Source organism: Paracoccus litorisediminis (genome assembly GCF_009711205.1).
Lineage (GTDB): Bacteria > Pseudomonadota > Alphaproteobacteria > Rhodobacterales > Rhodobacteraceae > Paracoccus > Paracoccus litorisediminis.
This window is the reverse complement of the sequence record NZ_WMIG01000012.1, coordinates 52,860-78,598: the sequence shown is the minus strand read 5'-3', so window position 1 is coordinate 78,598 and position 25,739 is coordinate 52,860. Positions and strand designations below refer to the sequence as shown.

Here is a 25,739-nt window from a genome sequence, read left to right as displayed (position 1 = left end):
GCACTGATGGGCGATCCGATCCTTGCCCGGCTGCCCGCTATGCAGCTGTCCGGCCTGATGCCGCATGTCACGACGCGGCAGATCAAGGCGGGCGAATACCTGTTCCAACCCGGCGAGGAAGCCCGCAGCGTCTTTCTGATCCGGGATGGCCGGGTGCTGCTGGACGGCGCGCGCGGGCAATCGTTGCGCGATCACGGCTATATCGGGATCGAGGCGATGCTGGGCTCGGCCAGCTATGCCGATGCGGCGCGGGCTCAGATCGACACGACCGTTCTGGTGCTTCCGGCGACCCGGATGACCGAGCTGGCCAATCGCCAGCGCGACATTCGCGAACTGTTCTTTCGATCCTATGCCAGCCCGGCAACCGGGTCGGACAAGACCAACCCCACCCCGCCCGCTGCCGAGTCATGGGCCCCGCTGCTGGGCTGGCTGATGGCAATCGCCCTGCCCGCCTGCATCTATTGGATCGCGCCGTCATGGGGGCTAAGCCCCACCGCCACCGATTTTCTGGCCATCATCGCGGCCACGATCTGCATGTGGCTGTTTTCGCTGGTCCCCGAATATGTACCGCCGCTTTTCGCCGCTCTGGCGATGATCCTGCTGGACGTGGCCCCCGCTGCGCAGGTGCTGTCGGGCTTCAGGTCCGAAAGCTTCTTTGCCAGCCTCAGCATCTTTGGCATCGGGGCACTGATGGTCACCTCGGGGCTGACCTATCGCTTCTCGCTCTGGGTGCTGAGCAGGGTGCCCGAGACGCCGACGGGCTACAATCTTAGCCTGTTCGGGATCGGGGCGCTGCTGTCGCCCATCATCCCATCGGTTCTGGGGCGGGTCAGCATCGTTTCGCCCTTCCTGATCGAGCTGATTCAGGCCTCGAATGCCGGGGCAAGGGACATTTTCGCCAACCGGCTGATCTTCAGCCTTGTGTCCGGTGCGTCTGTGCTGGTGCCGCTGTTCCTGACGGCGGCGGTGCCCAATCTGGTCATCTACGGCCTGTTCGACGCGCAGACGCAATATGCCTTTGGCTGGCTGGCATGGCTGCAGGCCGCTCTGGTCTTTGGGGCCTGCGTGCTGGCCAGCTTCTGGATCGTTTCGGTGATCTGCTTTCGCGGTGCGCGGCGCTTCAGCGTGCCCCGCCAGACGATTGCCGCGCAGCGCCGGGTGCTGGGTCCGATCTCGCGGCTGGAATGGGCGGCACTGCTATCGGTCGTGGCGATGATGGTCGGCATCCTGACCGAGCAGTCCCATCGCATCGACGTGGCATGGGTAGCGCTGGCGGTCTTTGTCACGCTGCTGCTGTTCGGCACCATGAACCGCGAGGCAATCCGCGCCCAGATCGACTGGCCGATCCTGATCTATCTGGGCGCGATTGTCGGCTGGGTCCCGGCGGCCACGATCACCGGGCTGGATCAGGTGATCATCGGCCATCTGGCATGGCTGGGCGCGCATATGCGGGCGGATTTCCCGCTATTCGTGCTGCAGGTCTCGGGGATGATCCTGCTGGTGCGGCTGGCCTTGCCGACCGGGGTGACGGTCATCCTGTTCGCAACCGCGCTGTTTCCGCTGGCCATGGCGCAGGGCATGTCGCTGTGGGTGATCGGCTTCATCATCCTTGCCGTCGCGGATACCTATGTCTTCCCCTATCAAAGCTCATATTTCCTGAAGCTGCGCAGCGATCTGGCCCAGCAGGGTCTGGACCAGATCTGCGACATGCCGCGCCTGATCATCGCCAATCTGGCGCTGATCGCGCTGCGGATCGGGGCGATCTATGCCAGCCTGCCCTATTGGCAAGGGCTGGACCTGCTATGAGACTGCGGCGCGGATTGCGGCTGACGGCAATGCTGGCCTTTACCGGCCTGTTTTTTGCCTTGGTCTTTATCCACAAGTCCCAGACTGCGCGCGTGCTGATCATCCACAGCTATGACCCCGACTACAAATGGGTCGAGATGGTCAATGAGGGTCTGGCCCGCGGTTTCACCGGCACCCAGAACGTGCTGTTTCGCAACCATTACATGGATCTCAAGAACCACTCGGACGAGGATTTTACCCGCAAGGCCGCGACGCTGGCGCGAAAGGCGGTCGATGACTGGTCGCCCGACGTATTGATCCTGATCGACGATCCCGCGCAGGATCTGGTCGGCCGCAATCTTGAGGACGGGCCCGACATCGTCTTTGCCGGGGTGAATGGCGATCCGCGCAGCTATTACCCGCAAACCGCCCCTGTCACCGGCATCCTTGAGCGCAAGCCGCTGGACGCGATCAAGGAAACCATCCTGACGATTGCGCCGAACGCCCCTCGGGTCAGGTTCATTGGCGATACCTCGTCCTCGATCACCGCCGAAATCCCCTATTACAGCAGCATCGACTGGTCCCCGATCCAGTGGCTGGACCCGGTGCAGGTCGACACGCTGGATCAGTGGCAAGCCGCCGTGACGCAGGCGGGGCAGGATGCCGACCTGATCCTTGTCACCAATTACCGCCAGATCCGCGACGGCAAGGGCGGTCCCTTTGTCCGTCCCGCCAATCAGGTGATGCACTGGACACAGGCCAATGCCGCGGTTCCGGTGCTGGGCATCGGCGCCTCGAACAGCGAGGACGGGGCAATGCTGACCGTTTCGGTCTCGCCCTATGAGCAGGGCGAGGTGGCAGCAAAACTGACCCGCGACATCCTGCGCGGCGCCCGGCCCGGCGATCTGCCGGTGATCACCTCGAAGCAATTCATCGTCCAGATCTGCGCCCCTGCCATGGCTCGCTGGTCGCTGAAACTGCCCGCGCTCTATGAGGCCATGGCGCGGGCCACCGACAATTTCTTTGAGAAGAGCTGCTGACGGATGGCCCGCGCATGAGCACGATCTTCATCAGCCACAGTTCCGCTGACAATGATCTGGCCCGCGATCTGGCCGCGCGGTTGCAGCAGCAGGGCCATACCTGCCTGTTCCTTGACCTTGACCCGGACAAAGGGATCGTCGCTGGCGAAAGCTGGGAGCGGACGCTTTACCGCAAGCTGCGCGCCTGCCGCGCCGTCATCGCGCTTTGCACCGACAGTTACCTGAAATCCTACTGGTGCTTTGCCGAGATCGCCCTTGCCCGGATGGAGGGCAAGCAGATCATCGCCATGCTGGCCGATCCTCTGGACGATGCGGCAAAGCTGCCCTCGATCCTGTCCGAGCGCCAGTTCATCGACCTGCGCCGCGACCCCGAGGCCGCCTACCAACGCCTGTGGCGCGGGCTGCGGGAATTGGACCTGCTGGGTGCGACCGGTGATTGGGACCCCGGCAAATCGCCCTATCTGGGCCTGAACGCCTATCAGGAACAGCACGCTCCGGTCTATTTCGGCCGCGAGAGCGAAATCCGCGCCACCATCGAGTTGATCGAGCGCGGCGCACCGGGGCTGATCCTGATCCTTGGCGCATCGGGCAGCGGGAAATCCTCGCTGGCCCGTGCGGGGGTCGTGCCCCGCCTGAAGCGTGAAACGGACCGTTGGATCGTGCTGGACCCGTTCCGACCCGGACGGGAGCCATTCTATGAACTCGCGCAGCTTTTCGCGCAGAGCTTCCGCCGCCATGCCGCTGTGGGTCCGCACGACGCCGACGCGCTGCTGGACCGACTGCGGTCCTGGCATGACGTATCGCGGCAGGGCCGCCCATCCATCGGGCCGCATCCCGATGAGGCCCGGCTTGGCCGCCTGATCTCCGAAATCGAGGCGCTCAAGCGTCAGGCCCCGGATGTCCGCGATGCCTCGTTGCTGGAGTTTCTGGACTGGAGCCTTGACGATCTGCGCCGGATCGTCGGCCGCACGCCCGGCCTTGCTACGGGACGGACGGGCGCGACCCCGCTGATCGACATGGCCGATGACCTGCGCCGCGCCGCCGGTCGGCCCGACGCTCGCGTCCTGCTGGTCCTCGATCAGTTCGAGGAGTTGCTGGCCGGTGGCGGACCCGATGACCAATCCGCCCGCTTCCTTGCCCTGCTGGCCGCGTCGCTGGCCGCCGAAGGCTCGCCCCTGACGGTCGTGGCGACGATGCGGTCGGATTTCCTTGAGGCCTTCCAGACCGTCAATGCCCATCACGGCATGGATTTCGAGACCCTGTCCCTTGGCCCGATGCCGATCGAGGGCATGCGCCGGGTGATCGAGGCTCCGGCCAAGCTGGGCGCGATCGAGTTGGAAAGTGGGCTGGCCGACCGGTTGCTGCAGGATGCCAGCACCCCCGATGCGCTGCCGCTTTTGTCCTTCACGCTGTGGCTGCTCTGGCGCGACGGTCATGCCTCGGGCGCGCTGACCCTGCGCGATTACGACGCGCTTGGCGGTGTCGAAGGGGCCGTGGCCGGCGAGGCCGACGCCATCCTGGCCCTGGCCCGCCAGCGCGATCAGGAAGCCCAGCTGCGCACGGCATTCCTGCAGATGGTGCGCCTGACCGAGGACGGCCAGATCGCCCGCCAGCCCGTCGCTTGGGACGCACCGGAGCTGCAGCCGGTTCACGACCTGCTGGACCGTTTCATCGAACGCCGCCTGCTGCTGTCCCGCGCCGAAAGCGACAGGCGCGTCGTCGAAGTCGCGCATGAGGCGATCTTTCGCACCTGGCTGCCGCTGCGCCGCTGGATCGAGGAGCACCGCGCCGAATTGCAGCTACGCCAGCGGATCAGGCGCACCAGCGAGGCATGGGAGACCAGCCACCGCCAAAGCGATTACCTGTGGCGGGGCGCAAGGCTTTCTGCGGCAGTCGATCTGCTGGGACGCGGCGGGCTGGACGGCAGTTCGCCCGAGGACCGCATCGCCAAGGCCTTTGTTCAGGCCAGTCAGGCAATGCGTCAGCAGCAGGGGCGGCGGCGGCGCAATGTGGTGCTGCTGGTAACCTCGGCGCTTCTGGGACTGCTAGCCTATGCGCTGCTGAACGAACATGTCGCCAAGCGCGCGCAACGCACCTCATGGGCACGCGAGCAATCCCTTGCCGCGATCAGCACCATGCAGACCGATCCGATGAAAAGCATCGGCATGGCACAGGCGGCGGTCTGCCTGACACAATCCCATGACGGGATCGTGCTGTCGCATGCGCAAAGCGCGCTGAATCAGGCCGTGCATGCGGTGCGCAAACAGCGCACCCTGCGCGGCCATGACCGGGCCGTCAGCAAGGCGATGTTCCTGCAAGCCGGGGATGGCGCGACCGAGACGCTGGTCTCGCTGGGGCAGGACCGCCGTGCGCTGATCTGGCGGGTTCCGGGCAGCACCGCGCCCGCTTGCAGCGGCGTGCCCATGCCGGACCCGCTGGCAGGTCCTGCCAGCCTGCTTGCGGGCGATCCGCAAAGCGGCTCGATCGCCGTTGCCAGTCCCGACGGCACCGTCATGCTATACCATACGGCGGCAGAAACGCCCGAGGGGGCCGAGGTTTTCAGCTTCGGCAACCCGGTCGCGGCGCTGACCATCGCACCGGGCGGACAGCGGATCGCGGCGGCCGACAGCACCGGATCGGTGCGGATCGCGCAGCTTTCGTCCACCGGCGCAATCGCCAGCATGACGCTTGCCGGTCAACCGTCACGGATCGCGGCAATGGCCTTCAATCAGGATGCCACCCTGCTTGCCACCGCCGGGTGGCAGGGCACGGTCAATATCTGGGACGCCACAAGCGGCGAACTGCTGCACAGCCTTTCCGGCAGTCCGGAGGCCGTGACCGAACTGACCTTCAGGGGCGATCTGCTGGCCAGCGGCGGCTGGGACAAGACCGTCCGGTTGTGGAACACGCAAAGCGGCGCGCTGCTGCATGAGTTCAGCCATGACGCCCGGATCTCGGCCCTGTCCTTCGTTCCCGGTGACGCGAATCCGGCCGTTCTGGCCAGCGCCAGTTGGGACGGAACCGTGCGGCTGTGGGATACCGCCACGGGTGAGATGCTGAACCTGCTGCCCCATGGCGCGCCGGTCGTGTCCCTGGCAACCCGCGCCGAGGCACGTTCGCCGCTGGGACAGCCGCGCGACGGTTTCCTGATTGCCAGCGGCGATTGGGATGGCCGGGTGCAGGTCTGGAATGTCGAGCAAGGCGCAGGGGCCAATACCTCGTCCCGGATCGTCGCGCAGCATCTGGGGCCGGTGAACGACCTTGGCTTTGGTGGCGACGGCCAGTTCCTTGCCAGCGCCGGCGACGACAGCGAGATCCGGATCTCGCGGCTGTTTGACCAGACGCAGGGATATGACTGGCAGAGCGGGCTTGATCTTGGCCAGTTCAACGGCGGGACGCACAAGGCGAAATGGATCGCGATGATTTCGGCAGGCAGCGTGCGGGTGATCGACACCGAGGCGCACGAGGAAGAGCGCGCCATCAGCGACTATCAGGGCAATGCGACCGCCATCGCCTTCAGCAAGGACGGCTCGCAACGTCTGGCGATCCTTGCCGATGAACTGTTCGAATATCACCTTGATCCACGCGAGTTGATGATCTGCGCCGACCAGATCGCGCAGCCGGGCACGGGTGCGGCACCGGAATATACCCTCTCGGAGCGCTGCGCCGAAACGGGGGCCACCACGTCCGGTTTTTCCAGTCTGTGGTCGCAGGCCATGTCGATATTCGACGGGTTTGCGCAGCGTTTCTCAAAACAATGAAAGGGCGTCGGATGCATTGCCAATACGCGACGCCGCCTTGCGGAACCCGTTCTGAATCATTGACTTTTCGGTGCCGGGCGCGCTTTCTCGGGCAAGGTATTCCAGCATTCGGATTTTCGGCGCTCGGCCCCGCCGATATCATTTCCCCATCCAATGGGCTGCGCTTTTCTGATAGAAAAGGATACCGCTGTGGCACATGAACTTGACGGCCATCTTTTCGGTCCCGGACCCAAAAGGATACTCGCGCTGGATGGCGGCGGCATTCGCGGCATCCTGACGCTGCAAATGCTGCGCCGGATCGAGGAACTGGTCCGCCAGCGGACCGGAAATCCGCAAGCGGTGCTGTCGGATTACTTCGATCTGATCGGCGGCACTTCGACGGGCGCGATCATCGCCTCGGCGCTGGCGCTTGGCTGGTCGATCGATCGGGTCGAGACGCTTTACAAGGAATTCGGTCTGGACATCTTCAAGTCCTCGATGTTCCGCAAGGGACTGCTGCGCCCCAAATTCTCGGCCAATGCGATCCGGGTGGGGCTGGAACGGGAGTTCAAGGATATCAAGCTGGGCGGGCCCGAGTTGAAGACCGGGCTGGCGATCGTGGTCAAGCGTTTGGACACCGGCAGCCCCTGGGTCATTCACAACTGCCCGAAAGGCGTCTTTTTCAACCAGTTGCATGGCAGCGGCTCGACCCCGAACAAGGATTTCCTGCTGCGCGAAGTGGTCCGCGCCAGCGCCGCCGCCCCGACCTATTTCGAGCCCGAAATCATCAGCGTGTCGTCCGAGATCAAGGGCGCCTTTGTCGATGGCGGTGTCAGCCCGCATAACAACCCGGCCTTGCAACTGCTGATGCTGGCCGCCCTGAAGCGTCACGGGCTGAACTGGCCGATCGGCAACGACAATATCCTGATCGTCTCGCTTGGCACCGGATCGCGCACGACCGTTCTGGCGCAGGACAAGGTCATGAAGATGACCGCAGCCGAGCTGGGCGTTCGCGGCCTGTCCTCGCTGATGGACGATGTTTCCGCCCTGAACGAGACGCTGTTGCAATGGCTGTCGGACAGCCCCACCGCCCGCGAGATCGACAGCGAGATTGGCGATCTGCGCGAGGACTTTCTGGGCGGAGGCAATCCGTTGCTGACCTATCTGCGCTATAATGTCGAATTCGATCCCGCCTGGCTGAAACGGCATCTGGATCTGGATTATACCCCGGATCAGTTGGATTCCGTGGCGCAGATGGACAAGCCTGAAAACATGGCCGACCTGATCAAGATCGGCCGGGCCGCGATCTCGCTGATCGATGAGGCGCATTTCGACCCGAAATTCGATATTCCGTCCGCCCCATCAGGCGAAAAGCGCGACCGTCCCTCCGACGAACAGGAACAATGGACCTGAAAATGATTGGACGGGCATTTGAACGGAGGCCGCGATGACCAAACCATATTGCTTCGTCCTGATGCCATTCGGGACCAAGCCCGATGGCCGGGGCGGCAGCGTCGATTTCGATGCGGTCTATGCCGAGCTGATCAAGCCGGCCATTGTCGCGGCGGGTCTTGAACCCATCCGCGCCGATGACGAACAGACCGGCGGGCTGATCCATACCCCGATGTTCGAGCGGTTGCTGCTATGCGAATACGCGGTGGCCGACCTGACCGCCGCCAATGCCAACGTGTTTTACGAACTGGGCGTCCGCCATGCCACCAAGCCCCACACGACCATCCTGATATTTGCCGCGAATGGCGCGCAACTGCCCTTCGATGTCGGGCTGCTGCGCGCGCTGCCCTACCAACTGACCGCAGGCAAGCCCGCCGAGGTCGAACCAACCCGTGACGCGCTTGCCGAACGGCTGCGTTCGGCGCGCGGCGGCACCGTCGATAGCCCCGTCTATCAGCTGATCAACGGCTATCCCGCGATCGACCCCGCGCTGACTGACATCTTCCGCGAGCAGGTCCAATATGCCGAGTCGATCAAGGACAGGCTGGCCAGCGCCCGCCGCGCGGAAAGCGTCGAGGCAGTGCGCGCGGTCGAGACCTCGCTTGGTTCGCTTGAGGATGAGCAGGCCGGGGTGTTGATCGACCTCTACCTGTCCTATCGGGCCGTGCAGGGCTATCAGGACATGGTTCGCCTTGTCGAACGCATGCCCAAGCACCTGTCGGGCACGATACTGGTGCAAGAACAGCTTGGCCTTGCGATGAACCGGCTTGGTCGCGGGGAAGAGGCCGAACGCATCCTGCTGGAGCTGATCAAGCGCCGCGGCCCCTCGACCGAAACTTATGGCCTGCTGGGGCGCGTCTACAAGGACCGGTGGCTGACTGCGCGCGATGGCGGCCAGACTGTGCTGGCGCGGGGGCTGCTGATGAAGGCGATCGACGCCTATCGCAAGGGTTTCAGCACGGATTGGCGCGATGCCTATCCGGGGATCAACGCGCTGTCGCTGATGGAGCAGGCCGAAAACCTTGCCCCCGAACAGGCGCGATTGCTGCCGGTCGTGCGCTTTGCCGTGGCGCGCAAGATCGAAACCGGAGAGCCTGATTACTGGGACCACGCCAATCTGCTTGAGCTTGCGGTGCTGGCCCGCGACCCGGACGGCGCGGTGGGTCATCTTGGCGATGCGCTGGCGGCGCTGGATGAGCCGTGGAAGGCCCAGACCACCGCAAGGAACCTTGGCATGATCCGCGACGCCCGACAGGCGCGGGGTGAGGATGCTACATGGGTGCTTGAAGTCGAACAGGCGCTGACCGGGCACGGATAAGGCGGCTTATGGCGGCAACGGCGGGTCGTAGCTGTCGCAATCATCGGGCAGGGCATGGGTGGCGACCCTGATCTCATCGGTCAACCCATCGGTCGCGGCGTCGGGCTTGCCCGAGATATTCGGCAGATAGCGGCAGGCCAGTTGCAGGATGTTGCCGGGCGGCAGGTTGCGCCACAACCGCAGGGTGCCATCCTCGCCACCGCTGACGATGCGCGCGCCATCGGGGGAAAAGGCCACGCTGTTCACCCAGCCCTGCTGTCCCCGCAGTGGCGCGCCCAATTGCGCACCGGTCGCCACATCCCAAAGCCGCAACGTGCCGTCATCGCCGCCGCTGACCAGCCGAAGCCCGTCGGGCGAAAAGGCGACACTCAGCACCGCCCCCTGATGTCCGCGCAAGGGCTGGCCCCGCTGCGCGCCCGTCGCAGCATCCCAGATCCGTAGCGTGCCGTCATCGCTGCCGCTGACAATGCGGCTGCCGTCCGGGGAATAGGCGACGCTTCGCACCACGTCATCATGCCCCAAGATCGGCTCACCCAGCGGTGCACCGGTCGTGGCATCCCAAAGCTGCAGGTTCCCGTCCTCGCTGCCGCTCAGGATACGCGCGCCGTCAGGCGAGAAAGCGACCCCAAAGGCGATGCTGTCCGCCCCCTGCATCGGCCCGCCCAAAGGCTTGCGGGTCGCCACGTCCCATATCCGCAGCGTGTCGCCAGTGCCGCCGCTGGCGATGCGGGAACCATCGGGCGAAAAGGCCACGTCATAGACCTCGCCCTCATTGCCGCGCATCGGCTCGCCCAGTTGCGTGCCGGTACTGGCGTCCCATAGCCGCAACGTCCCGTCCTCACCGCCGCTCAGGACGCGGGTGCCATCGGGTGAAAAGACGACGCTGCGGACGACGTCATTATGCCCGCGCAGCGGTTCGCCCAATGCCGCGCCCGTCGCCCCATCCCAAAGCCGCAGCGTTCCGTCCTCACTGCCGCTGACAAGGCGGCTGCCATCGGGCGAAAAGGCGATGCTGTTGACCTCGTCGACATGGCCGCGCAGCGGCGCGCCCTGCGGCATGCCGACCGTGGCATCCCATATCCGCAGCGAGCCGTCCTCGCCGCCGCCAAGGATGCGGCTGCCATCGGGCGAAAACGCGACGCTCCAGACCGCGCCCTGATGACCGCGCAAAGGTTCGCCCAGTTGCGCACCCGATGCCGCGTCCCATAGCCGCAGCGTCCCGTCCTCGCTGCCACTGACGATGCGGGTGCCATCGGCGGAAAAGGCCGCGCGGTAGACCTGCCCGCTATGCTCATGCATCGGCTCGCCCTGCGGCGCGCCCGTCGCGGCAGCCCACAAACGCAACGAGCCGTCATCGCCGCCACTGACGATGCGGGCGCCATCGGGGGAAAAGCTGACGGTCCAGACCCGGCCCTGTCGCCCTTGGATCGCATCGCCCAGCGGCGCGCCGGAGGTCGCATCCCACCGGCGCAATGTGCCGTCCTCGCCACCACTGACCAGACTTAGACCATCCGGGGCAAAGGCCACGCTCAGGACCAGCCCCTTATGCCCCCGCATGGGCGCCCCCTGCTGCAGGCCCGTCGCCGTGTCCCATAGCCGCACCGTGCCATCGGCGCTGCCACTGGCGATGCGCGCGCCATTGGGGGCAAAGGCCACGCTCCAGACCCCGCCCGCATGGCCGCGCATCGGCAAGCCCAGCTGCGCCCCGGTCGCCGCGTCCCACATCCGCAACGTGCTGTCAAAACCGCCTGTGACAATGCGCTTGCCGTCGGGGGCAAAGGCCACGCTGGTGATCCAGCTTTGATGGCCACGCAGCGGCTCGGCCAGAGCCGCGCCCGAGCCGGCATCCCAGATCCGCAGCATGCCATCCGCACCGCCGCTGGCGATACGGGACCCATCGGGCGAAAAGACCGCGCTCCAGACCCCGCCCTCGTGCCCGCGCAGGATCGAGCCGGGTTGGGTAAAGCTCATCGCGGTCGATAGCGCCTGATAAGCGGTCGCAGGCGGCGGAAACGGTTTCCCCGCTTGCTCGGGCCAAGCCGCCAGAACCAGTTTCAGCGCGTCGATCGGTCGGGTTTCCGCGCGCGACAGGGCAAGCAGCGAAATCGCGTTCACCTCGGCCTCTTCGGCGCGGATCAGGTTCTCGCGCGTGCGGTTCTGCAGGTAGCCCACGGCGGCCAGCGCGACCAGAATGGCCACGACCCCCGCCGCAGTCAGGCCGCGCCAGATGTTCTGCCACCTGCGGCTCAGCGTCACGAACTGGCGCTCGGACGGGCTTGGCCATGCCGGATGGGTCTGCATCAGCATGCGGTAATCCGGCAGGTCCGATGGCCGCGCCAGAAAGCCGCGGCGACGGCGGTTTTCTATCCAATGCCCTGCATCTGCCATCAACCGCCCCAGAACCCGCATGTCGCGGGGCTGGTCCTGAATGGTCTGATGCAGTTTCGGCCATTGCCGGATCAGCGCTTCATGGGCGATCTCGACATGGCTGTCGCTGGTCTGGACAAGCCTGCCGAAATCCGATCCCGCCAGCCGGTCGATCAGGTTCCGCTCATCCTCGTCGAATTCATCAAGCGCCGCGATCCGGCGCGTCGCCCCCGAGGCACTTTCGCTCAGCTGGATAAGCCGGACAAAGATCGGCATCAGCCGGTCGACATCAGCCGGTGGCAGCAGCTTTTCGATCCGCTCACCTTCGTGACCAAGTGCGCCAAGCGCCCCGCCATTGGCCGCAAAGGCCGCCAGCAGCCCGCCATGGCGCGCGCGGTCGCGCCATGTCAGATGCAGCGCCATCTGGGCCAAAGCGAGGTCCCCCGGCCGATCGGAAAGATCCTTGCGCAGGCGGGCCACAAGCTTGTCCTGCTCAACCTCATCGCCATGCCCGGCCAGCCGCAGCGGTCCTTTGACGATCTCGGACAGGTCGGCGGGCTGCTTCAGGCGAAACTGCGTCTCGGGCGGACTGATCAACACGCCCAATCCCTCGATCCCCGCCACGAGGTTCAGATAATCCGATCGCAGCGTGACCAGAATGCGCAGCCGGTCGCCCAGACTCTCCGAAAGCCGCGCGACCAGCCGCCCGAACTCGGCCCTTGCGTCCGGAGCGGCTTGGGTGACCAGCTCTTCGGCCTGATCGATGATCAGAAGCGTTCGAGTGCGGGCGGGATCATGGCCGCAGCGCAGGGCAAAGGCGGGGTCCTGCACCAGCGCAGCGCGAAAGCTGACAATTTCGGCCATGTCGCGACCGGCCAGCTTTGCGGCGCTTTCGATTGCGTTCTGCAATTCGCCCATCGGATCGCGCAGCGGCCGGGTGGTGACGACATGCCAGATTTCGGGATCGCCATCGCGCGCCATGTCACCCGCCAATGCGCCACCGCGCCAGGCATGGGCAACCCCGGCCCGCGCCAGCGACGACTTGCCCGCACCGCTATCCGCAACGATGGTGACCGTAGGATGCGCGGCAAGCAGCGCAAGGATCTCATCGGTTTCCTTGCGGCGACCAAAGAAGCGGTCCGCCCAATCCTCGGTCATGGTCCGCAGGCCGGGAAAGGGGTCCGCGGTCAGCGCTGGCAGGCCAGCGTCGCCCGCATCCTGCCCAAGGGCCGCGCGCAACAGGCGCTGCATCGCGGCAGGGTCGCCAAGCGGGTCCAGAACCGCATGAAAGCGGCTGGCAAAGGGCGAAAGACCTTTGGCATTGGCGCCGCCATGCAGCACCGGGATGACGCGAAAGCCCGGGTCGCTGATCGCCCGCGACAGGGCCAGATCGGTTTCGGCCCGCACCCAGTTGCGCACTCCGGTCGAGCCGACGACCACCGCACAAGCGCTGGCCGCCTGCATCGCCTCCTCGATCTGCTCGACCCATGGTCTGCCCTCAGTCAGATCGTCCTTATCCAGCCAGATCCGCAGCCCGATCAGCTGGGCCTCGGGGCTGGCAAGCAGGCGTTTCTTTATTTCAATGGCAGCGGCAGTATCGAGTCCAGAATGACTGAGAAACAGGCAGGGCGTATTCATCCCCATATCCTTGCGAATAGCCGTCCGCAAAGGATTGAGGAAAACGCGCGCTATCGCAAATTATTCCGATAGCGCGGCTGCAAAATGCGGCCCGCATCGCATTGCCAAGCTCAACTGACGACGTTCCGGATGAAGCGCAGCAGATCGGGTCCGTCATTGTGATAGCTGTAATGCTGCGATGACGGAAAGATGGTGAAGTCGCCCGCCGGAACGGATGTCGCGACCCCATCGATGACAAGACGCAGCGCCCCCGCGACCACATAGATCATCTCGTGCCATCCGGCAGGGTCCGGCTCGGCCTGATAGTGATCGCCAGCCGCAAGGGTCCATTCCCAGATCTGCGCCTCGGCCTGAGCGGGGGCGGCACCCAGCAGCCGTGCGAGACTGCCATCCGCCCCCCGCCATGTGGTTTCGCGGATCTGCGTGCGCGGACGCCCCGGCTCGGCCACCAGTTCGACGAAGCCGACCCCCAGCGCCGAGGCCAGCTTGTCAAGACTGGACAGGCTGACATTCGCCTGCCCCGCTTCGACATCGACGATCAGGCGGCGGCTGATCCCCGAGGCCTCGGCCAATGCCACCTGGCTCAGACCGCGCGCGATCCGCGTCTGCCGAAGATTCTGGGCCACATGGCGCAGGATGGCCGGATTCTGTTCTTGATTGTGCATTATATTGCCTATAGGTCTATGCGCATTATGATGCACATCCCTCGCCTTCGCAACTTGCCCCTGCCCGAACTCTCGCTGATCGGCGTCACGATGATCTGGGGAGTGACCTTTCTGATCGTCCATATCGCCGTCGAATATACCGGCGCGCTGCTGTTGGTCGGTCTGCGATTCCTGATCGCAGGGATACTGGCGGCGATCCTGGCCGGGCGGCATCTTCGGCAGGTCACCCGGCTGGAGCTGCTGGCAGGTCTTTCGATCGGAGCATCGCTGTTCATCGGCTACGGGCTGCAATCTTACGGCCTGCAAACCGTTGAAAGCAGCATGTCGGCCTTTCTGACCGCGCTCTACGTCCCGCTGGTTCCGCTGCTGCAATGGGCATTGTTCCGCAAGGCCCCGGCATTGTTCAGCTGGATCGGTATCGGTCTGGCCTTTGCCGGCCTGCTGCTGATTTCAGGCGGCAGCGCGGGCCATCTCCGCATGTCCACCGGAGAGATCGCCACGCTTGGCGGCACCATCGGCATTGCGCTGGAGATCATGCTGATCGGCTATTTCGCCCCCCATGTCGACAGCCGCCGGGTCACCGCGATCCAGTTGCTGGCGGTGGCGCTGTTCTGTTTCCTGTCGATGCCGATTGCCGGGGTCGAATGGCCGGAATTCTCGTGGATCTGGGTGGGCGCGGTGATCGGTCTGGGTGCGGCCAGCGCCATGATCCAACTGGTCATGAACTGGGCGCAAAAGACCGTATCCCCGACGCGCGCCACGGTCATCTATGCCGGCGAGCCGGTCTGGGCCGGCATCGTCGGGCGCATCGCGGGCGAGCGGCTGGGACCCTTTGCCTTGATCGGCGGCGCATTGATCGTGATGGGCGTGCTGATCAGTGAACTCAGACCAACCTGGAAAAGCCGGACGGATCGCCGGGCGGCGACCTGATTTCAGGCGGCGGGCGGCGGAACCTGTCGCTGATCAAGCTTCAGCTGCAGGAACACCAGATCCAGCCAGCCGCCGAACTTCATTCCGACCTCTTGCAGCAGGCCGACCTGCTCGAAGCCCAGTTTCTCATGCAGACGGATCGATCCGATATTCCCGGCCTCGATCCCCGCGACCATCACATGCTTGCCGATGTTTTGCGCGCGCTGGATCAGGGCCAGCATCAACGCCTTGCCGATGCCGGCACCGCGCTGATCGGCGCGCACATAGACCGAATGCTCAACCGTGTGGCGATAGCCGTCAAAGGCGCGCCAGTCACCAAACGAGGCATAGCCAAGAACATCCCCGCCGTCATTCACCGCGACCAGCACGGGATATCCCGCCCGCTGCCGATCGGCGAGCCAGTTCGCCCGGTTGTTCAGATCGACCTTGGTGTCGTTCCAGATCGCCGTCGTGTGTTCAACCGCGTCATTGTAGATCGCCATGATCCCTTCAAGGTCATGTTCGTCCGCGTCACGAATATCCATCTTAGCCCACTCGCCACTATAGTTGCGATAATGTCCACTATTGTAGACCAGCTGTCAACGTAACCACTTCAGGCATCACGCAGGATCGTCACCGCATAGACGCAGTCGCGGTCGCCTTCATTGCGAAAAATGCAATCGGCGGGGGGCCCCAGTTGCAGGCAATCCCCCTGATGCAGTTCATGGCGCAGGGGGCCTTCGACAAAGACCAGATCGCCCTTTAGCACCCAGATCAGTTGGCGAATGAAGGTATAGGCCGAGGCAGGCATCGGCACCTCCTGCCCGGCCGGCAGATTGATCTGCACCAGTTCGACCGGCAGGTCCGAACGGGGCGACACTTGCCGCCGGAGATACCCCGTCTCGGGGTCGGTCCAGATGGGTTGATCGTCCTTGCGCAAAAGCGACCCGCCCGCTGCTTCTGCGCGCGCCAGCAGGGTCGACATGCTCAACCCGAAAGCTCCCGATAGCTTGCCCAGCAGGTTTGCCGTCGGGCTGCTGTCGCCCCGCTCGACCTTGTGGATCATCGCGCGAGAGACGCTTGCGCGCGCGGCAAGATCGGTCAGCGACCAGCCGCGAACTTCCCTTTCGGCGCGGATACGGGCGCCTATCCTGTAATCCATGTCATCCTGCTGCATCGTGCCATTATAGTGGACGGATTGATCCTGCCACAAGCCTGCACACGGGACCGCGAACATGGAGTATGGACTTCGCCATTCGGGCTGGCCATCGTCCGCCCGACCAACTGCACAAGGAGCGCATCGTGACCAAAATTCTGGGCCTGTCGGGCAGCCTGCGTCGGGGATCGTTTAATGCCGGTTTGCTGCGCGCCGCTGCCGAAGCCGCCCCTGAGGGCACGACCATTGAGATCGGCAGCATCCGCGAGGTTCCGCTTTACGATGGCGATCTTGAGGCCCAGCACGGCCTGCCGCCTGCGGTTGTCACCCTGCAGGAGCAGTTGAGGGCGGCGGATGGGTTGCTGCTGGTCACGCCCGAATACAACAACGGCATTCCCGGCGTGTTCAAGAACGCCATCGACTGGATGTCGCGGGGCGAGGGTCTGGGCCATTTCGTCGCCAAGCCGGTGGCGGTGATCGGGGCCTCGCCCGGAGGATTCGGCACGATCATGGCGCAGAACCACTGGCTGCCGGTGCTGCGCACGCTGCGCTGCTCGGTCTGGGCCGAGGGTCGGCTGCTGGTCTCACGCGCGGGTGGGCTGTTCGACGCCAATGGCGATCTGACCGACGAAAAGTCCCGCACCGCCTTGGCCGATTTCATCGCAGGCTTTGCCGCCAGCCTTGCTGTCGGGTCGCGCTAAACGCCAGCCTCTTTGCGAAAAGGACCGGCACCTTTGCGCCGGTCCATAAGGCGTCATGCGCCTAGCGATCACAGATCGAATACGAAATCCTTCATATCCAACTGGCTCAGGCGGAAATCGCTCAGCCGGACGCTGGTATCGCCATCCAGTCTGATGACCACGTCGTCACCGCTCTGCACGGCCGAGTTGATCGCCGAGCGAACCTGCGAGGTGCTGAAATCGTCGAAGTGAAGACGGTCAACGCCATTTTCGAAATCGGTGATCACGTCACGCCCATCGCCGCGTTCGAACTCGAAGTAGTCAGCCCCCGTACCGCCGATCAGACGATCGTTCGCGCGCCCACCTTCAAGGGTATCGCGACCTGAGCCACCGGCCAGATTGTCGCTGCCAGCCCCGCCCTCAAGATCGTCATTGCCCGCGCCACCGCGCAAGGAATCGTTACCGGAATCGCCGTCAAGCTCATCATGGCCATCGCCCCCCACCAGAAGGTCATGACCGGAGCCGCCCTCAAGATCGTCGTTGCCAAGGCCGCCATAAAGCGAGTCATTGCCCGCGCCGCCCTCAAGCTCATCCGCGCCGATACCGCCATCCAGCGAATCTGCGCCTGCACCACCGAAAAGCTTGTCATTGCCAGCCGCGCCAAACAGGCGGTCGTTGCCGTCATCACCAAACAGACGATCCCGACCGTTTCCGCCATTGATCGTATCGTTGCCATTGCGGCCATACAGGCGATCATCGCCATCAAGACCAAGGATGATGTCGGCCAGCGAAGTGCCGTTGCGCGTGTCGTTGCCCGAGGTCCCGGTAATGCGTGCCATGATTGTGCTCCTACAGATGTAACCTACCATCGGCCTGACTGCCCGCGAACCGGACAGACTCAGCTTGGTACGCTTCCTAGCGCATCTGTCCTGACAGCTTCCTGACGCGACCTGTCAGGCTTTTGCCAGATTCCCATCGACACCGTGCCGACGGCACCGTCACACATCCTGACCCAGCCCCTGCAACCGAGGATGCCAAGGCACAAGGCCTATTCCGAAGCCGCCGCGGCCAGTCCTTTCCGGGTCTCGGTCGTCGACAGTTCATTGTTCAGGCGCAGGAATTCGGCATGCGCCTTGGGGCGCTGCCCCGCGTTGAGATAGGCATAGGCCCGCAGGATGGCCAGATCGCGCCGGATGCCGCCAGTGACCTGCTCCAACGCGTCGAAATAGCGGACCGCATCGCGGAAGCGGCGTTCGCGATAGGCCTGCACGCCGCGCTGGTCCAGAATCTGCCGCTCGACGTCGACGCGCTGCTGACGGGTGAAATCGGTCTTGGCGGCGATCCGCGAAGCCTCTTCGGCCATGCCGAGTTTCAGATAGGACAGCGCCAGACCATATTGCGCCTCGCGTTGCTGCTTGGCGGTCAGGCGTCCCGACAGGGCCGTGCGGAAATCGGCCATCGCATCCATGGTGCGGTTCAGGTTGTAGACGCACCAGGCACGCTCCAGAACCGTTCCCGCCGCACGGGCATTCGCGGTTCTCGCGGCGCATTGGGCGGGGCTTTCATTCGACCTGCGCGGCGCGACAACTTCGGCGCGGCCAGCATCTGGGCTGCGCGTCTGTTGCTGCCGTTGCGGCTGCGCCTGCTGCTGAGGCTCCGCCCGCGGGGTGGCGGCCTGCTGACGCGGCGCGGGTTGCTCGGTCCGGGGCTGGGCGACTGCCGGCGCGGCTGCTCCTGATCCCCGCCCAGCCAGAAGACGCTGCAAAAGCTCATCAAAACGCGCGGCCTCGGCGGGGAAACGTCCGCTGACCTGCGCCACCATGGCGCGCAACTCGGTGCTGCTGCTGACCGCATCGGCCTTTTCGATGGTTGCGGTCAGATCGGCCGGATTGACGCAGGCCCCCAGAATGGCGCGATAGGTCGCAAGTGCTTCGGCCGAGCGGCCCGCGCTGCGTTGCCCGTCGGCGATCCGCCAGGCGTTGTTGATCCGGTCGCAGCGCAGCAGGCCGGGCGTGCGCGCGGCGACCGAACGGGCCGCGTCCACATCCCCGCCATCCAGCGCCGAGTCCAGCGTCTGCTGACCTGAAGCCGTCTCAAGCTGCGTGGTCATGTCGGCGGGCGGGGTCCAGTTCGGATAATCCCGACGCATCGCGGCAAGGGTCCCGCGCGCCTGTTCGATCTGCCCGGCGGCAATCTGCTTGTAGAAGGTGTCGATCTCGCCGCTGGGGGCCGAATTCGACAATTGCCGCAGATCGGCGGGCGGCGTCCATTGCGGGTATTTCAACCGCAGGCGCCGCAGTTCGGCCTCGACCGCAGCGGTCTCATTGCGCTGCAGATAGATGTTGAGGGCAAGGAACTCGTCAGGCGACGGAGCGTCCTGCGCGAAGGCGGGCAGAGCCGCCAGCATCATGGCTGCAAAGATGGTCGAACGGATCATAGGGGCACGCATTGGGGAAATTGGGTGGCTTGGGCAACCAGCGCCATCAGGTGCAAGGTCGCCGGGTAGTAGGGTTGTTCGCTCGTAAAGCGCGGCATGACCGAGCCAACGCCGCCAGATGCCGCGCAACTGCTGAGGGCCGCGACCGCACGATAACCTGCATGGCTGCTGCGTTCCAGCGCCTCGCGGGTGATGGGGTCAAAGACCACGGCCGGGCTGTCGGTCTTCCACGCGGCCGAAGTGGCCTCGGCAAAATTCCGGACGGCCCGCGATTGCGCATTGCCCGACCACAGCGCCATCAGCGGCACGCGGATCGCCTCATAGCCGGAATTGCTTGAGAAGTTTTCCGGGGGCGTCGTCGGCCCCTGCGGCGTCAGCGCGACCCAATCGGGCACCAGCCCGGTCTGGGCCAGCGTTTCAATCAGCTCTTCGCCGGTCGCGGCCATTGTGGCCAGACCGGCAATGCCAGTCGCCGCGGCCAGTTCCCGCATGGCGCGCGGCATGTAATAGGATGGATTGACGACCAGTTGTTCGGGGCTGCGGAAACCCATGGCGGCGGGCAGCATGATCGGCCTGCCGCTGCCGTCGGGATGCGGGGCCGAGCAAAGCCGGACGATATCCGCCGCGATCTGGCCCGCGCGGGCGATCAGGTCGGGACGGTCCTGACGCGCACCGGCAAGGATCAGCCCCCAAGCATAGAACAGGTCCCCATCCGTCGCATTGTTGCGGTCCTGGATCGGGGGATCGGCATCGGGCTGCCAACGCCAGGCCATCAGCGCGTCGTCGCGCACCGCCAGATTGGCATCGCTCCAGGCCATGATCGAGTCAAAGGCGGCGCGGTCGTCGAACATCGCGGCCAGCGTCAGGCCATAGCCCTGCCCCTCGGAATGGCTGGCAGAGTTCTGAAATCCGTCGATGACCCGCCCGGCATTATCCAGGCACAGGGATTTCCACATGCGCCAGGATTCCTGCAGCGGATGCTCGGGGTCGAAATAGCCCGTGGTCATGTCCCCCCATGCGCGATTGCCGCCCAGCAGCAGGGATGTCGATGCGACCGCACAGGTCAAAAAGGCTCGGCGGTCCATCAGCGCAGTCTCCGCTTGCGGAAAAGAACGACGATCAGCAGCGCCGGAATGATCGAAATCAGGCCAAGCACCAGCAGACCGAGCGTAAAGATGAAGGGCGACCACGAGGCGTAATTGCCCAGAACCGGCAGCAGGTTCAGAGGCGTGACCGGCTCGCGCATGCGGGGAAGCTGCGCCGAGGCCCAGACCTGATAGGTTCCGTCATTGGACAGCAGCACCGCCTTGCCCTCGCCCAGCGATCCGGTACGCAGCTTGTTCAGGGCGGGACCGATGGCATTCGCCTGGGCATCCGGCCCGACGATCAGCCGCAGCGCTTCAGGCTGGTCGGCATGGCCCGACATCAGCAGCGCGTCGCCCTTGCGGCCCTGCAACCAATCGCCCAGATCCTGATCCGAGGTCATGAAGGCCGAATTTCGGACCCGTTCCCGCATGCCCGACAGCCAGCCGCCAAAGGACCACGCGGGCTCCTTGGCATTCTCCTTGGCCTCGGTTGGTTCGGCATCGGGCGCGGGTTCGCTTTCCTCGCTCAGCCGGAACTGAGGCGCCGCGGGCACAGGCGCGGCCTTGGCCACGGGCGCGATCTCGACCGGGAACAGGGCCTCTTGCAGGACCCGCGTCGGGATACCTGCATCCGAAGGCCGCAATCCGGCAATATCGACCAGGCTCAGGCTGACCTGATCATCCGGCTGGTCGCTTGGCGTCAGCCCCGCTGCCAGTTGCGTCGCGAAAAGATCCAGAGGCTTGGCGTCAATCGCCTGCGGATCGACGGTGATACCCGCAGGCGTCAGCGTGGAAAGCGGGCTGGTGATGCCCGAAAGCTGCATCGCCGGCGATTTCGGCACTTCGATCGTGGTTTCCTTGGTCACCACCAGCATATCGGTACGGCGCGGCGCGCAGGCCGCGTCAGCGGGATCGCCCGGCACCATCATCTCGAAGCTCAGCGTGTTCTGCCCCGGGTTAAGCAGCCGCGCACCGAAGGGAATGGTCAGGGGATCGACAATCCGGCCACCGTTCCGATCCAAAGGCAGCAGCCGGATGGTTTCGTCATTGACCTTGACCAGCAGCATCGCGCCTTTCGGCAGGTCGTCGGCAAAGCCGTATTGCAGGTCCAGATGGGCCTTTTGATTGGCAAGCAGAAGCCAGTCCGAAGGCAGGCGGAAGCGGAAATCGTGGCGGTAATAATGGGTGTTGCCGATCAGATCGGTTCCGCCCAGATCGGCCAGACTGCTGGTCTGCCCCGGCGTCAGCATCGGAGGGGGTGCCGCCTGCGGCATGGTGTCGGGCAAAAGCACCCCGCCCAGATCCGGCAGCGCGCCATTGGCGGATTCGACCTGCAGCACCGGCGCGCCATTCGCATCCTGACGATAGCTGACAAGGGACCGGTCCGAAGGGATCAGGGCGACCGTCGCGCTGTTTCGGGCCGTGGGCATGTAGAAGGACTGGATATTGACCTGCCCCTGCCCCTGCATCGCCCCGCCCAATGCGGTGGCCAGCCCGCGCAAGGCCGCAGGCTCGATCCCCGGATCGGCCAGCAGGTTCACGGGACGCCCGGCGCTGATCTGGTTGCCGACGGCCAGCGAGAACAGGTCGGCATTCGGCACCAGCGCATCGACCGGATATTCCGCGCCGCTGCGGGTCAACTCGATCTCGGTCCAGACGTCAAAGCTGGCATCGGGGCCGCAAAAGATCCGGTGGGGCTGCCGCAAGGACAGGGCAATCCGGTTCGGTCCGGGCACGAGGTCCGGCGCAGGAACCCGCAACGTGCCGAAACCGTCGAACTTGTTCAGCGGCAGCTCGACCGGAGTAGCGCCGTTGATCGTGACCTGCATTCCGGCGGTATCGGCCAGAACGTTGATGGATGACCGGACGCTAAGCACCAGTTCAGGGGGCAACGGCACCCCATCGGGCAGCCACAGGACAAACTCGCTGGTCGCGGTTTCGCCGGTCAGCCGCACCACGCCCGGTTCCGGCAGGCTGGTGCCCATGACGACACTATGCGGCAATGAGGGTGGCGGTCGCAGCGTCAGCAGCAGCTTGCGATCAGGCGCTTCGCTCAGGGGCGCGGTGGCGTCGCGCTGTGCCGGGATCGGCACCGGCACCGATTCCGGCTGCTCCACCGGGGCGGTTTCGACAGCCTCGGGTGGCGCGATCTGGATTTCGGGCACGGCTTGCGCAAAAGCGGTCGAGGCAAGCAGGCTGAGCATCAAGGCGACCCCGCCCGGGGACAGTCTGGCGCGCGGCGTCATCGTTTGCCCTCCATCCCGATGAAGGCGTCGATGGGCTGGGGCATGGCCTCGCTGCGGTGTTCATCCGTGTCGAAATCCGCGCCGAAAGCCATGAGATGCGCGGGTTTCTGACCCTGATGCTGCATCCGGGCATTCCTGCGCCGCCGCGCCGGTTCGCGCATGAAGTCCGAAATCGTCTTGGGGATCGAGGTCACCATCAGCCCGATGATATAGGCAAGCCCGGCCAGCAGCCCCTTGCCCTCGCGGTTGGCCTCGCGCTGCATTAACCAAGTTTCGCTGTTGCCGAAGATCAGTTGGGCCACCACCTCGCGCACGACGATCGGTTGGTCGGGCAGGAACCGGACACCCAGCAGATTGGCATTGTTCGCGCCGTTCTTGATGCCAAGGACCACCGCCCGCACGTTCTGTTCAAGATGCGGGGCATTGTCGAAGCGCGGACGGAAACTGATCTCGTCCCCGACGCGGACCATGCGCGCATCCTTGCCGGAAGGTGGCTGGTCCACCCGCAACTGGGCGCCGCTGGTCGACACGTCCAGCACCGTCGCCTTCAACGGGAACGGACCCGAATTGGCCCAGCTGATCGTGGCGGGCACGTCGATCGCGACACGCGGCGCGGCGCGGCGTTGCTGCTTTTCCGATACGGCGCGCAGCGACAGCGACACCAGCAGCAGGTTGATCACCGCCCAGACCCCGACGACGGACAGCACGCTGCGGTCGCCGGGAAAGGCGATCCAGCGCACGACCAGCGCGATGACTCCCGCCAGCGTCAGGCCGAACAGTCCCAGCAGCGGCTTGTAGATCGGCGAGATGTAATTCTCGGCCAGCGTCTCGTCCTTGGCGGTCACGTTGAACTTGGCGGCCCGTGGGCGAAGGATGGTCCGAAAGATCGAGGTTGCTAGATAGGGGGCCTGCGCGACCTCATAGATCTCCGAGATAAGCGGCCATCGGTAGCGCGCGAATATCCCGTTCTGCACCATCAGGACCACAGCCATGTAGCTGAGCACATAGGCCATCGCTTCCTGGAAGGTGGTGACGACGATCTCGACGCCGAAGAACAGGTAGGTCAGCGGCGCGATGATATAGACCAGCCGGATCAGCGGGAAGAACCAGAAGGACATCGAGTTGATGTAGCACAGCCGTTGCAGCGGCTTCAGGCCCGGTCGGAACAGCGGGTTCTTCAGCATCAGCATCTGGACCATGCCCGAGGCCCAGCGGCCGCGCTGCTGGATGAAGGACACGAAGGTCTCGGGCTGAAGCCCCGCGATCATGGCGCGGTCGATATACAGGCTGCGCCAGCCGCGCGAATGGATTTCCAGCGCGGTTTCGGCATCCTCGGTGATGGTTTCCCCTGCAAAGCCGCCGACGCTGTCCAATGCCTTGCGGCGAAGCACCGCCGCCGAGCCGCAAAAGAACGCGCCGCCCCAGCGGTCCAGCCCGCGGTGGATCATGCCGTAGAACATCTCGTTCTCGGGCGGGGATTTCAGGCCAAGATTACGCTGGATCGGATCGGGGTTGATGAAATGGTGCGGCGTCTGCACCAGGAACAGCTTGGGGTCCTGCGCGAAATAGCCGACAGTGCGGGCCAGAAAATCGCGCGAGGGCACGTGGTCGGCGTCAAAGACCACGACCAGATCGCCGTCCAGCCGCTCAAGCGCCGCACTCATGTTGCCGGCTTTCGCGTGTTCGTTTCTGGCGCGGGTGGAATAGATCACGCCCAGCTCGGCGCAAAGCGCCTGCAGTTCGGCCCGGCGCGCGCGCGAGCGGGCTGCCAGTTCCGGGTCCGGGGAATTGCAGCGCTGATCCGTCCCGCCATCGTCGCACAGAACCACCCGCCGACGCGAGGCCGGGTAGACCATGTTCTTGGCCGCCGACAGCGTGATGCTGAGCATCTCGGTCGGTTCGTTATAGGACGGCACAAGGATGTCGACCGTGGGCAATTGGTCCAGCTCGACCTTGGGCGGCAGTCCCCGTTCCAGCGGATCGGCGGTGATGAAGCCACCAAGGAAGAAGACGAGGATCGAATAAGTCTCGACGATCAGCAGCAGCACGGCAAATACGAACGAGGCGTTCAGTCCGGGCTCGGGCAATGTCGCGGTGACGCGCCAGAACCAGTAACGCAGCACCACGACGCTGGCGACCGCGACAAAGGCCGTCCGCGCCACGATGTTCGAGGTAAAGGGCTTGAGCAGCATCACCATCAGGACGGCAACGATGCCCAACATGCCCTGCGCCATGTTCGAAACCGGGGCCGAACTGAGGATGAAGACGGGGATCAGCGTCGCGACCCAAAGCGCCAAAAGAACAATTCGCAAAGGCATTTGCTTACTCGCAATACTTCCTGAACGTGCCGTCACGGGCTCAAATTCCCGGACGGCGCCGCCAAAGGTGACAACATGCGGCTGGAACCATCCGGCGCGCGAACGGCGGCGCTGACGCCCGTGCTGGCCGCCAGCAGCGGTGCCAGCGCGTCCTGCTGGCTGCCGTTGACGCAATTGCGCACGATTATGTCCATAATACCTGCGCCGCCGGGCAGCTGGCGCATACCGCTGTCCAGCCGCCGGATGCCCAGAATGCAATTGGTGCTGCCGCCGACCATTTGCCCCGCCCAGAAATAGCTGCCAGCCTCGTCTTCGGCCTGCAGCAGGTCGCCGGAACTCAGGTTGGTGAAGGGCTGGGGCAGACCGCCAAACCGGGCGACCAGATCCTCGAACCGCAGCCGGCCAAGACCGGCCGAGCCGGTTCGCGTCCGCAGCAGGATCATGTTGTCGCCGGGAACCGTGGTGTTGTTCACCAGACCGATCTTTTGTTCGGCCTCGATCCCCAGATGACGCTGGAACACGCTGCGAATATCCGGCGCATTGACCCAGGCCTGACTGGCGGACACGGCGACGAAGGGCGTGCGCTCATCGATCTGGGCACGGGTCAGGCCGAAGTTCTGCGCGTCCACGGCGCAACCCGCCGTCATCGCGGTTGCAAGGCACAAGCACAGAAGAAGTCCGAATTTCCTAATGGTTGCAAGAGCATCACAAGACAGCAAGCCTTGATCGATTTTGCGGTCACATCCAGCGATCATCGTACTTCCTAAAATTCCATTCGTAACCTTGACGGGGGTGAGGGCGGGAGCCTGCCCTTTCCTAGGACAAAGCATGATATGATTGTGGCATAAAGGGCAAGTTCACCCTTCGATTGCAGTCATTGAACGGTGCAAAAAGGGTCAGCGC

17 protein-coding genes are annotated in these 25,739 nt (G+C 64.6%); 7 read left to right on the top strand and 10 right to left on the bottom strand.

Annotated elements, in window-relative coordinates; all coding sequences use genetic code 11:
• Nucleotides 1–6: 6 nt before the first annotated feature.
• From GL300_RS17615 to GL300_RS17595, 5 genes are all read left to right on the top strand, one after another.
• The gene (locus GL300_RS17615) at nucleotides 7–1,806 is read left to right on the top strand and encodes an SLC13 family permease (protein ID WP_155040972.1); all 1,800 of its coding nucleotides are present in this window, start codon (nucleotides 7–9) and stop codon (nucleotides 1,804–1,806) included.
• Nucleotides 1,803–2,825: an ABC transporter substrate-binding protein gene (locus GL300_RS17610; protein ID WP_170297706.1), complete on the top strand. Its 1,023-nt coding sequence runs from the start codon at nucleotides 1,803–1,805 to the stop codon at nucleotides 2,823–2,825. Before GL300_RS17615 ends, GL300_RS17610 begins: the two co-directional genes overlap by 4 nt.
• Before the next feature lie 14 nt (nucleotides 2,826–2,839).
• Entirely contained in the window at nucleotides 2,840–6,586 is a 3,747-nt protein-coding gene (locus GL300_RS17605; protein ID WP_155040970.1) for an nSTAND1 domain-containing NTPase, read from the top strand.
• Nucleotides 6,587–6,775: 189 nt separating this feature from the next.
• A complete protein-coding gene (locus GL300_RS17600; protein ID WP_211595179.1) occupies nucleotides 6,776–7,978 on the top strand; it encodes a patatin-like phospholipase family protein in 1,203 nt (400 codons plus the stop codon).
• 34 nt (nucleotides 7,979–8,012) lie between these two features.
• A complete protein-coding gene (locus GL300_RS17595; RefSeq protein ID WP_155040968.1) occupies nucleotides 8,013–9,335 on the top strand; it encodes a TRAFs-binding domain-containing protein in 1,323 nt (440 codons plus the stop codon).
• Nucleotides 9,336–9,341: 6 nt separating this feature from the next.
• On the opposite strand, the gene GL300_RS17590 is transcribed toward GL300_RS17595, so the two are convergent.
• A complete protein-coding gene (locus GL300_RS17590) occupies nucleotides 9,342–13,340 on the bottom strand; it encodes a toll/interleukin-1 receptor domain-containing protein (protein WP_170297705.1) in 3,999 nt (1,332 codons plus the stop codon).
• A gap of 110 nt (nucleotides 13,341–13,450) precedes the next feature.
• The gene (locus GL300_RS17585; protein ID WP_155040966.1) at nucleotides 13,451–14,005 is read right to left on the bottom strand and encodes a helix-turn-helix domain-containing protein; all 555 of its coding nucleotides are present in this window, start codon (nucleotides 14,003–14,005) and stop codon (nucleotides 13,451–13,453) included.
• Between the two features lie 30 nt (nucleotides 14,006–14,035).
• On the opposite strand from GL300_RS17585, the gene GL300_RS17580 reads away from it, so the two are divergent.
• Nucleotides 14,036–14,935 (top strand): DMT family transporter, encoded by a 900-nt coding sequence (locus tag GL300_RS17580; RefSeq protein WP_211595178.1) that lies wholly within the window; start codon nucleotides 14,036–14,038, stop codon nucleotides 14,933–14,935.
• Between the two features lie 2 nt (nucleotides 14,936–14,937).
• Here GL300_RS17580 and GL300_RS17575 read toward each other — a convergent pair whose 3' ends face one another.
• Together GL300_RS17575 and GL300_RS17570 are read right to left on the bottom strand one after the other, a co-directional pair.
• A complete protein-coding gene (locus tag GL300_RS17575) occupies nucleotides 14,938–15,459 on the bottom strand; it encodes a GNAT family N-acetyltransferase (protein WP_155040964.1) in 522 nt (173 codons plus the stop codon).
• A 68-nt stretch (nucleotides 15,460–15,527) separates the two neighbouring features.
• Nucleotides 15,528–16,076, bottom strand: coding sequence for a helix-turn-helix domain-containing protein (locus tag GL300_RS17570; protein WP_211595176.1), 549 nt, complete (start codon nucleotides 16,074–16,076; stop codon nucleotides 15,528–15,530).
• A 140-nt stretch (nucleotides 16,077–16,216) separates the two neighbouring features.
• Between GL300_RS17570 and GL300_RS17565 the strand changes: the two genes are divergently transcribed.
• Nucleotides 16,217–16,771 (top strand): NADPH-dependent FMN reductase, encoded by a 555-nt coding sequence (locus GL300_RS17565; RefSeq protein ID WP_343043103.1) that lies wholly within the window; start codon nucleotides 16,217–16,219, stop codon nucleotides 16,769–16,771.
• 68 nt (nucleotides 16,772–16,839) lie between these two features.
• On the opposite strand, the gene GL300_RS27140 is transcribed toward GL300_RS17565, so the two are convergent.
• From GL300_RS27140 to GL300_RS17535, 6 genes are all read right to left on the bottom strand, one after another.
• Nucleotides 16,840–17,589, bottom strand: a complete 750-nt coding sequence (locus GL300_RS27140; RefSeq protein ID WP_155040962.1) for a calcium-binding protein — start codon at nucleotides 17,587–17,589, stop codon at nucleotides 16,840–16,842.
• Between the two features lie 209 nt (nucleotides 17,590–17,798).
• Nucleotides 17,799–19,187 (bottom strand): hypothetical protein, encoded by a 1,389-nt coding sequence (locus GL300_RS17555; protein ID WP_155040961.1) that lies wholly within the window; start codon nucleotides 19,185–19,187, stop codon nucleotides 17,799–17,801.
• Entirely contained in the window at nucleotides 19,184–20,272 is a 1,089-nt protein-coding gene (locus tag GL300_RS17550; protein WP_155040960.1) for a family 8 glycosyl hydrolase, read from the bottom strand. Before GL300_RS17550 ends, GL300_RS17555 begins: the two co-directional genes overlap by 4 nt.
• Nucleotides 20,272–22,518 (bottom strand): cellulose biosynthesis cyclic di-GMP-binding regulatory protein BcsB, encoded by a 2,247-nt coding sequence (locus GL300_RS17545; protein ID WP_155040959.1) that lies wholly within the window; start codon nucleotides 22,516–22,518, stop codon nucleotides 20,272–20,274. Before GL300_RS17545 ends, GL300_RS17550 begins: the two co-directional genes overlap by 1 nt.
• Nucleotides 22,515–24,836: a UDP-forming cellulose synthase catalytic subunit gene (bcsA, locus tag GL300_RS17540; protein WP_155040958.1), complete on the bottom strand. Its 2,322-nt coding sequence runs from the start codon at nucleotides 24,834–24,836 to the stop codon at nucleotides 22,515–22,517. Before bcsA ends, GL300_RS17545 begins: the two co-directional genes overlap by 4 nt.
• 32 nt (nucleotides 24,837–24,868) lie before the next feature.
• Nucleotides 24,869–25,465 carry a hypothetical protein gene (locus GL300_RS17535; RefSeq protein ID WP_155040957.1) on the bottom strand — a complete coding sequence of 199 codons (597 nt, stop codon included), beginning with the start codon at nucleotides 25,463–25,465 and terminating at the stop codon, nucleotides 24,869–24,871.
• Between the last annotated feature and the right edge of the window lie 274 nt (nucleotides 25,466–25,739).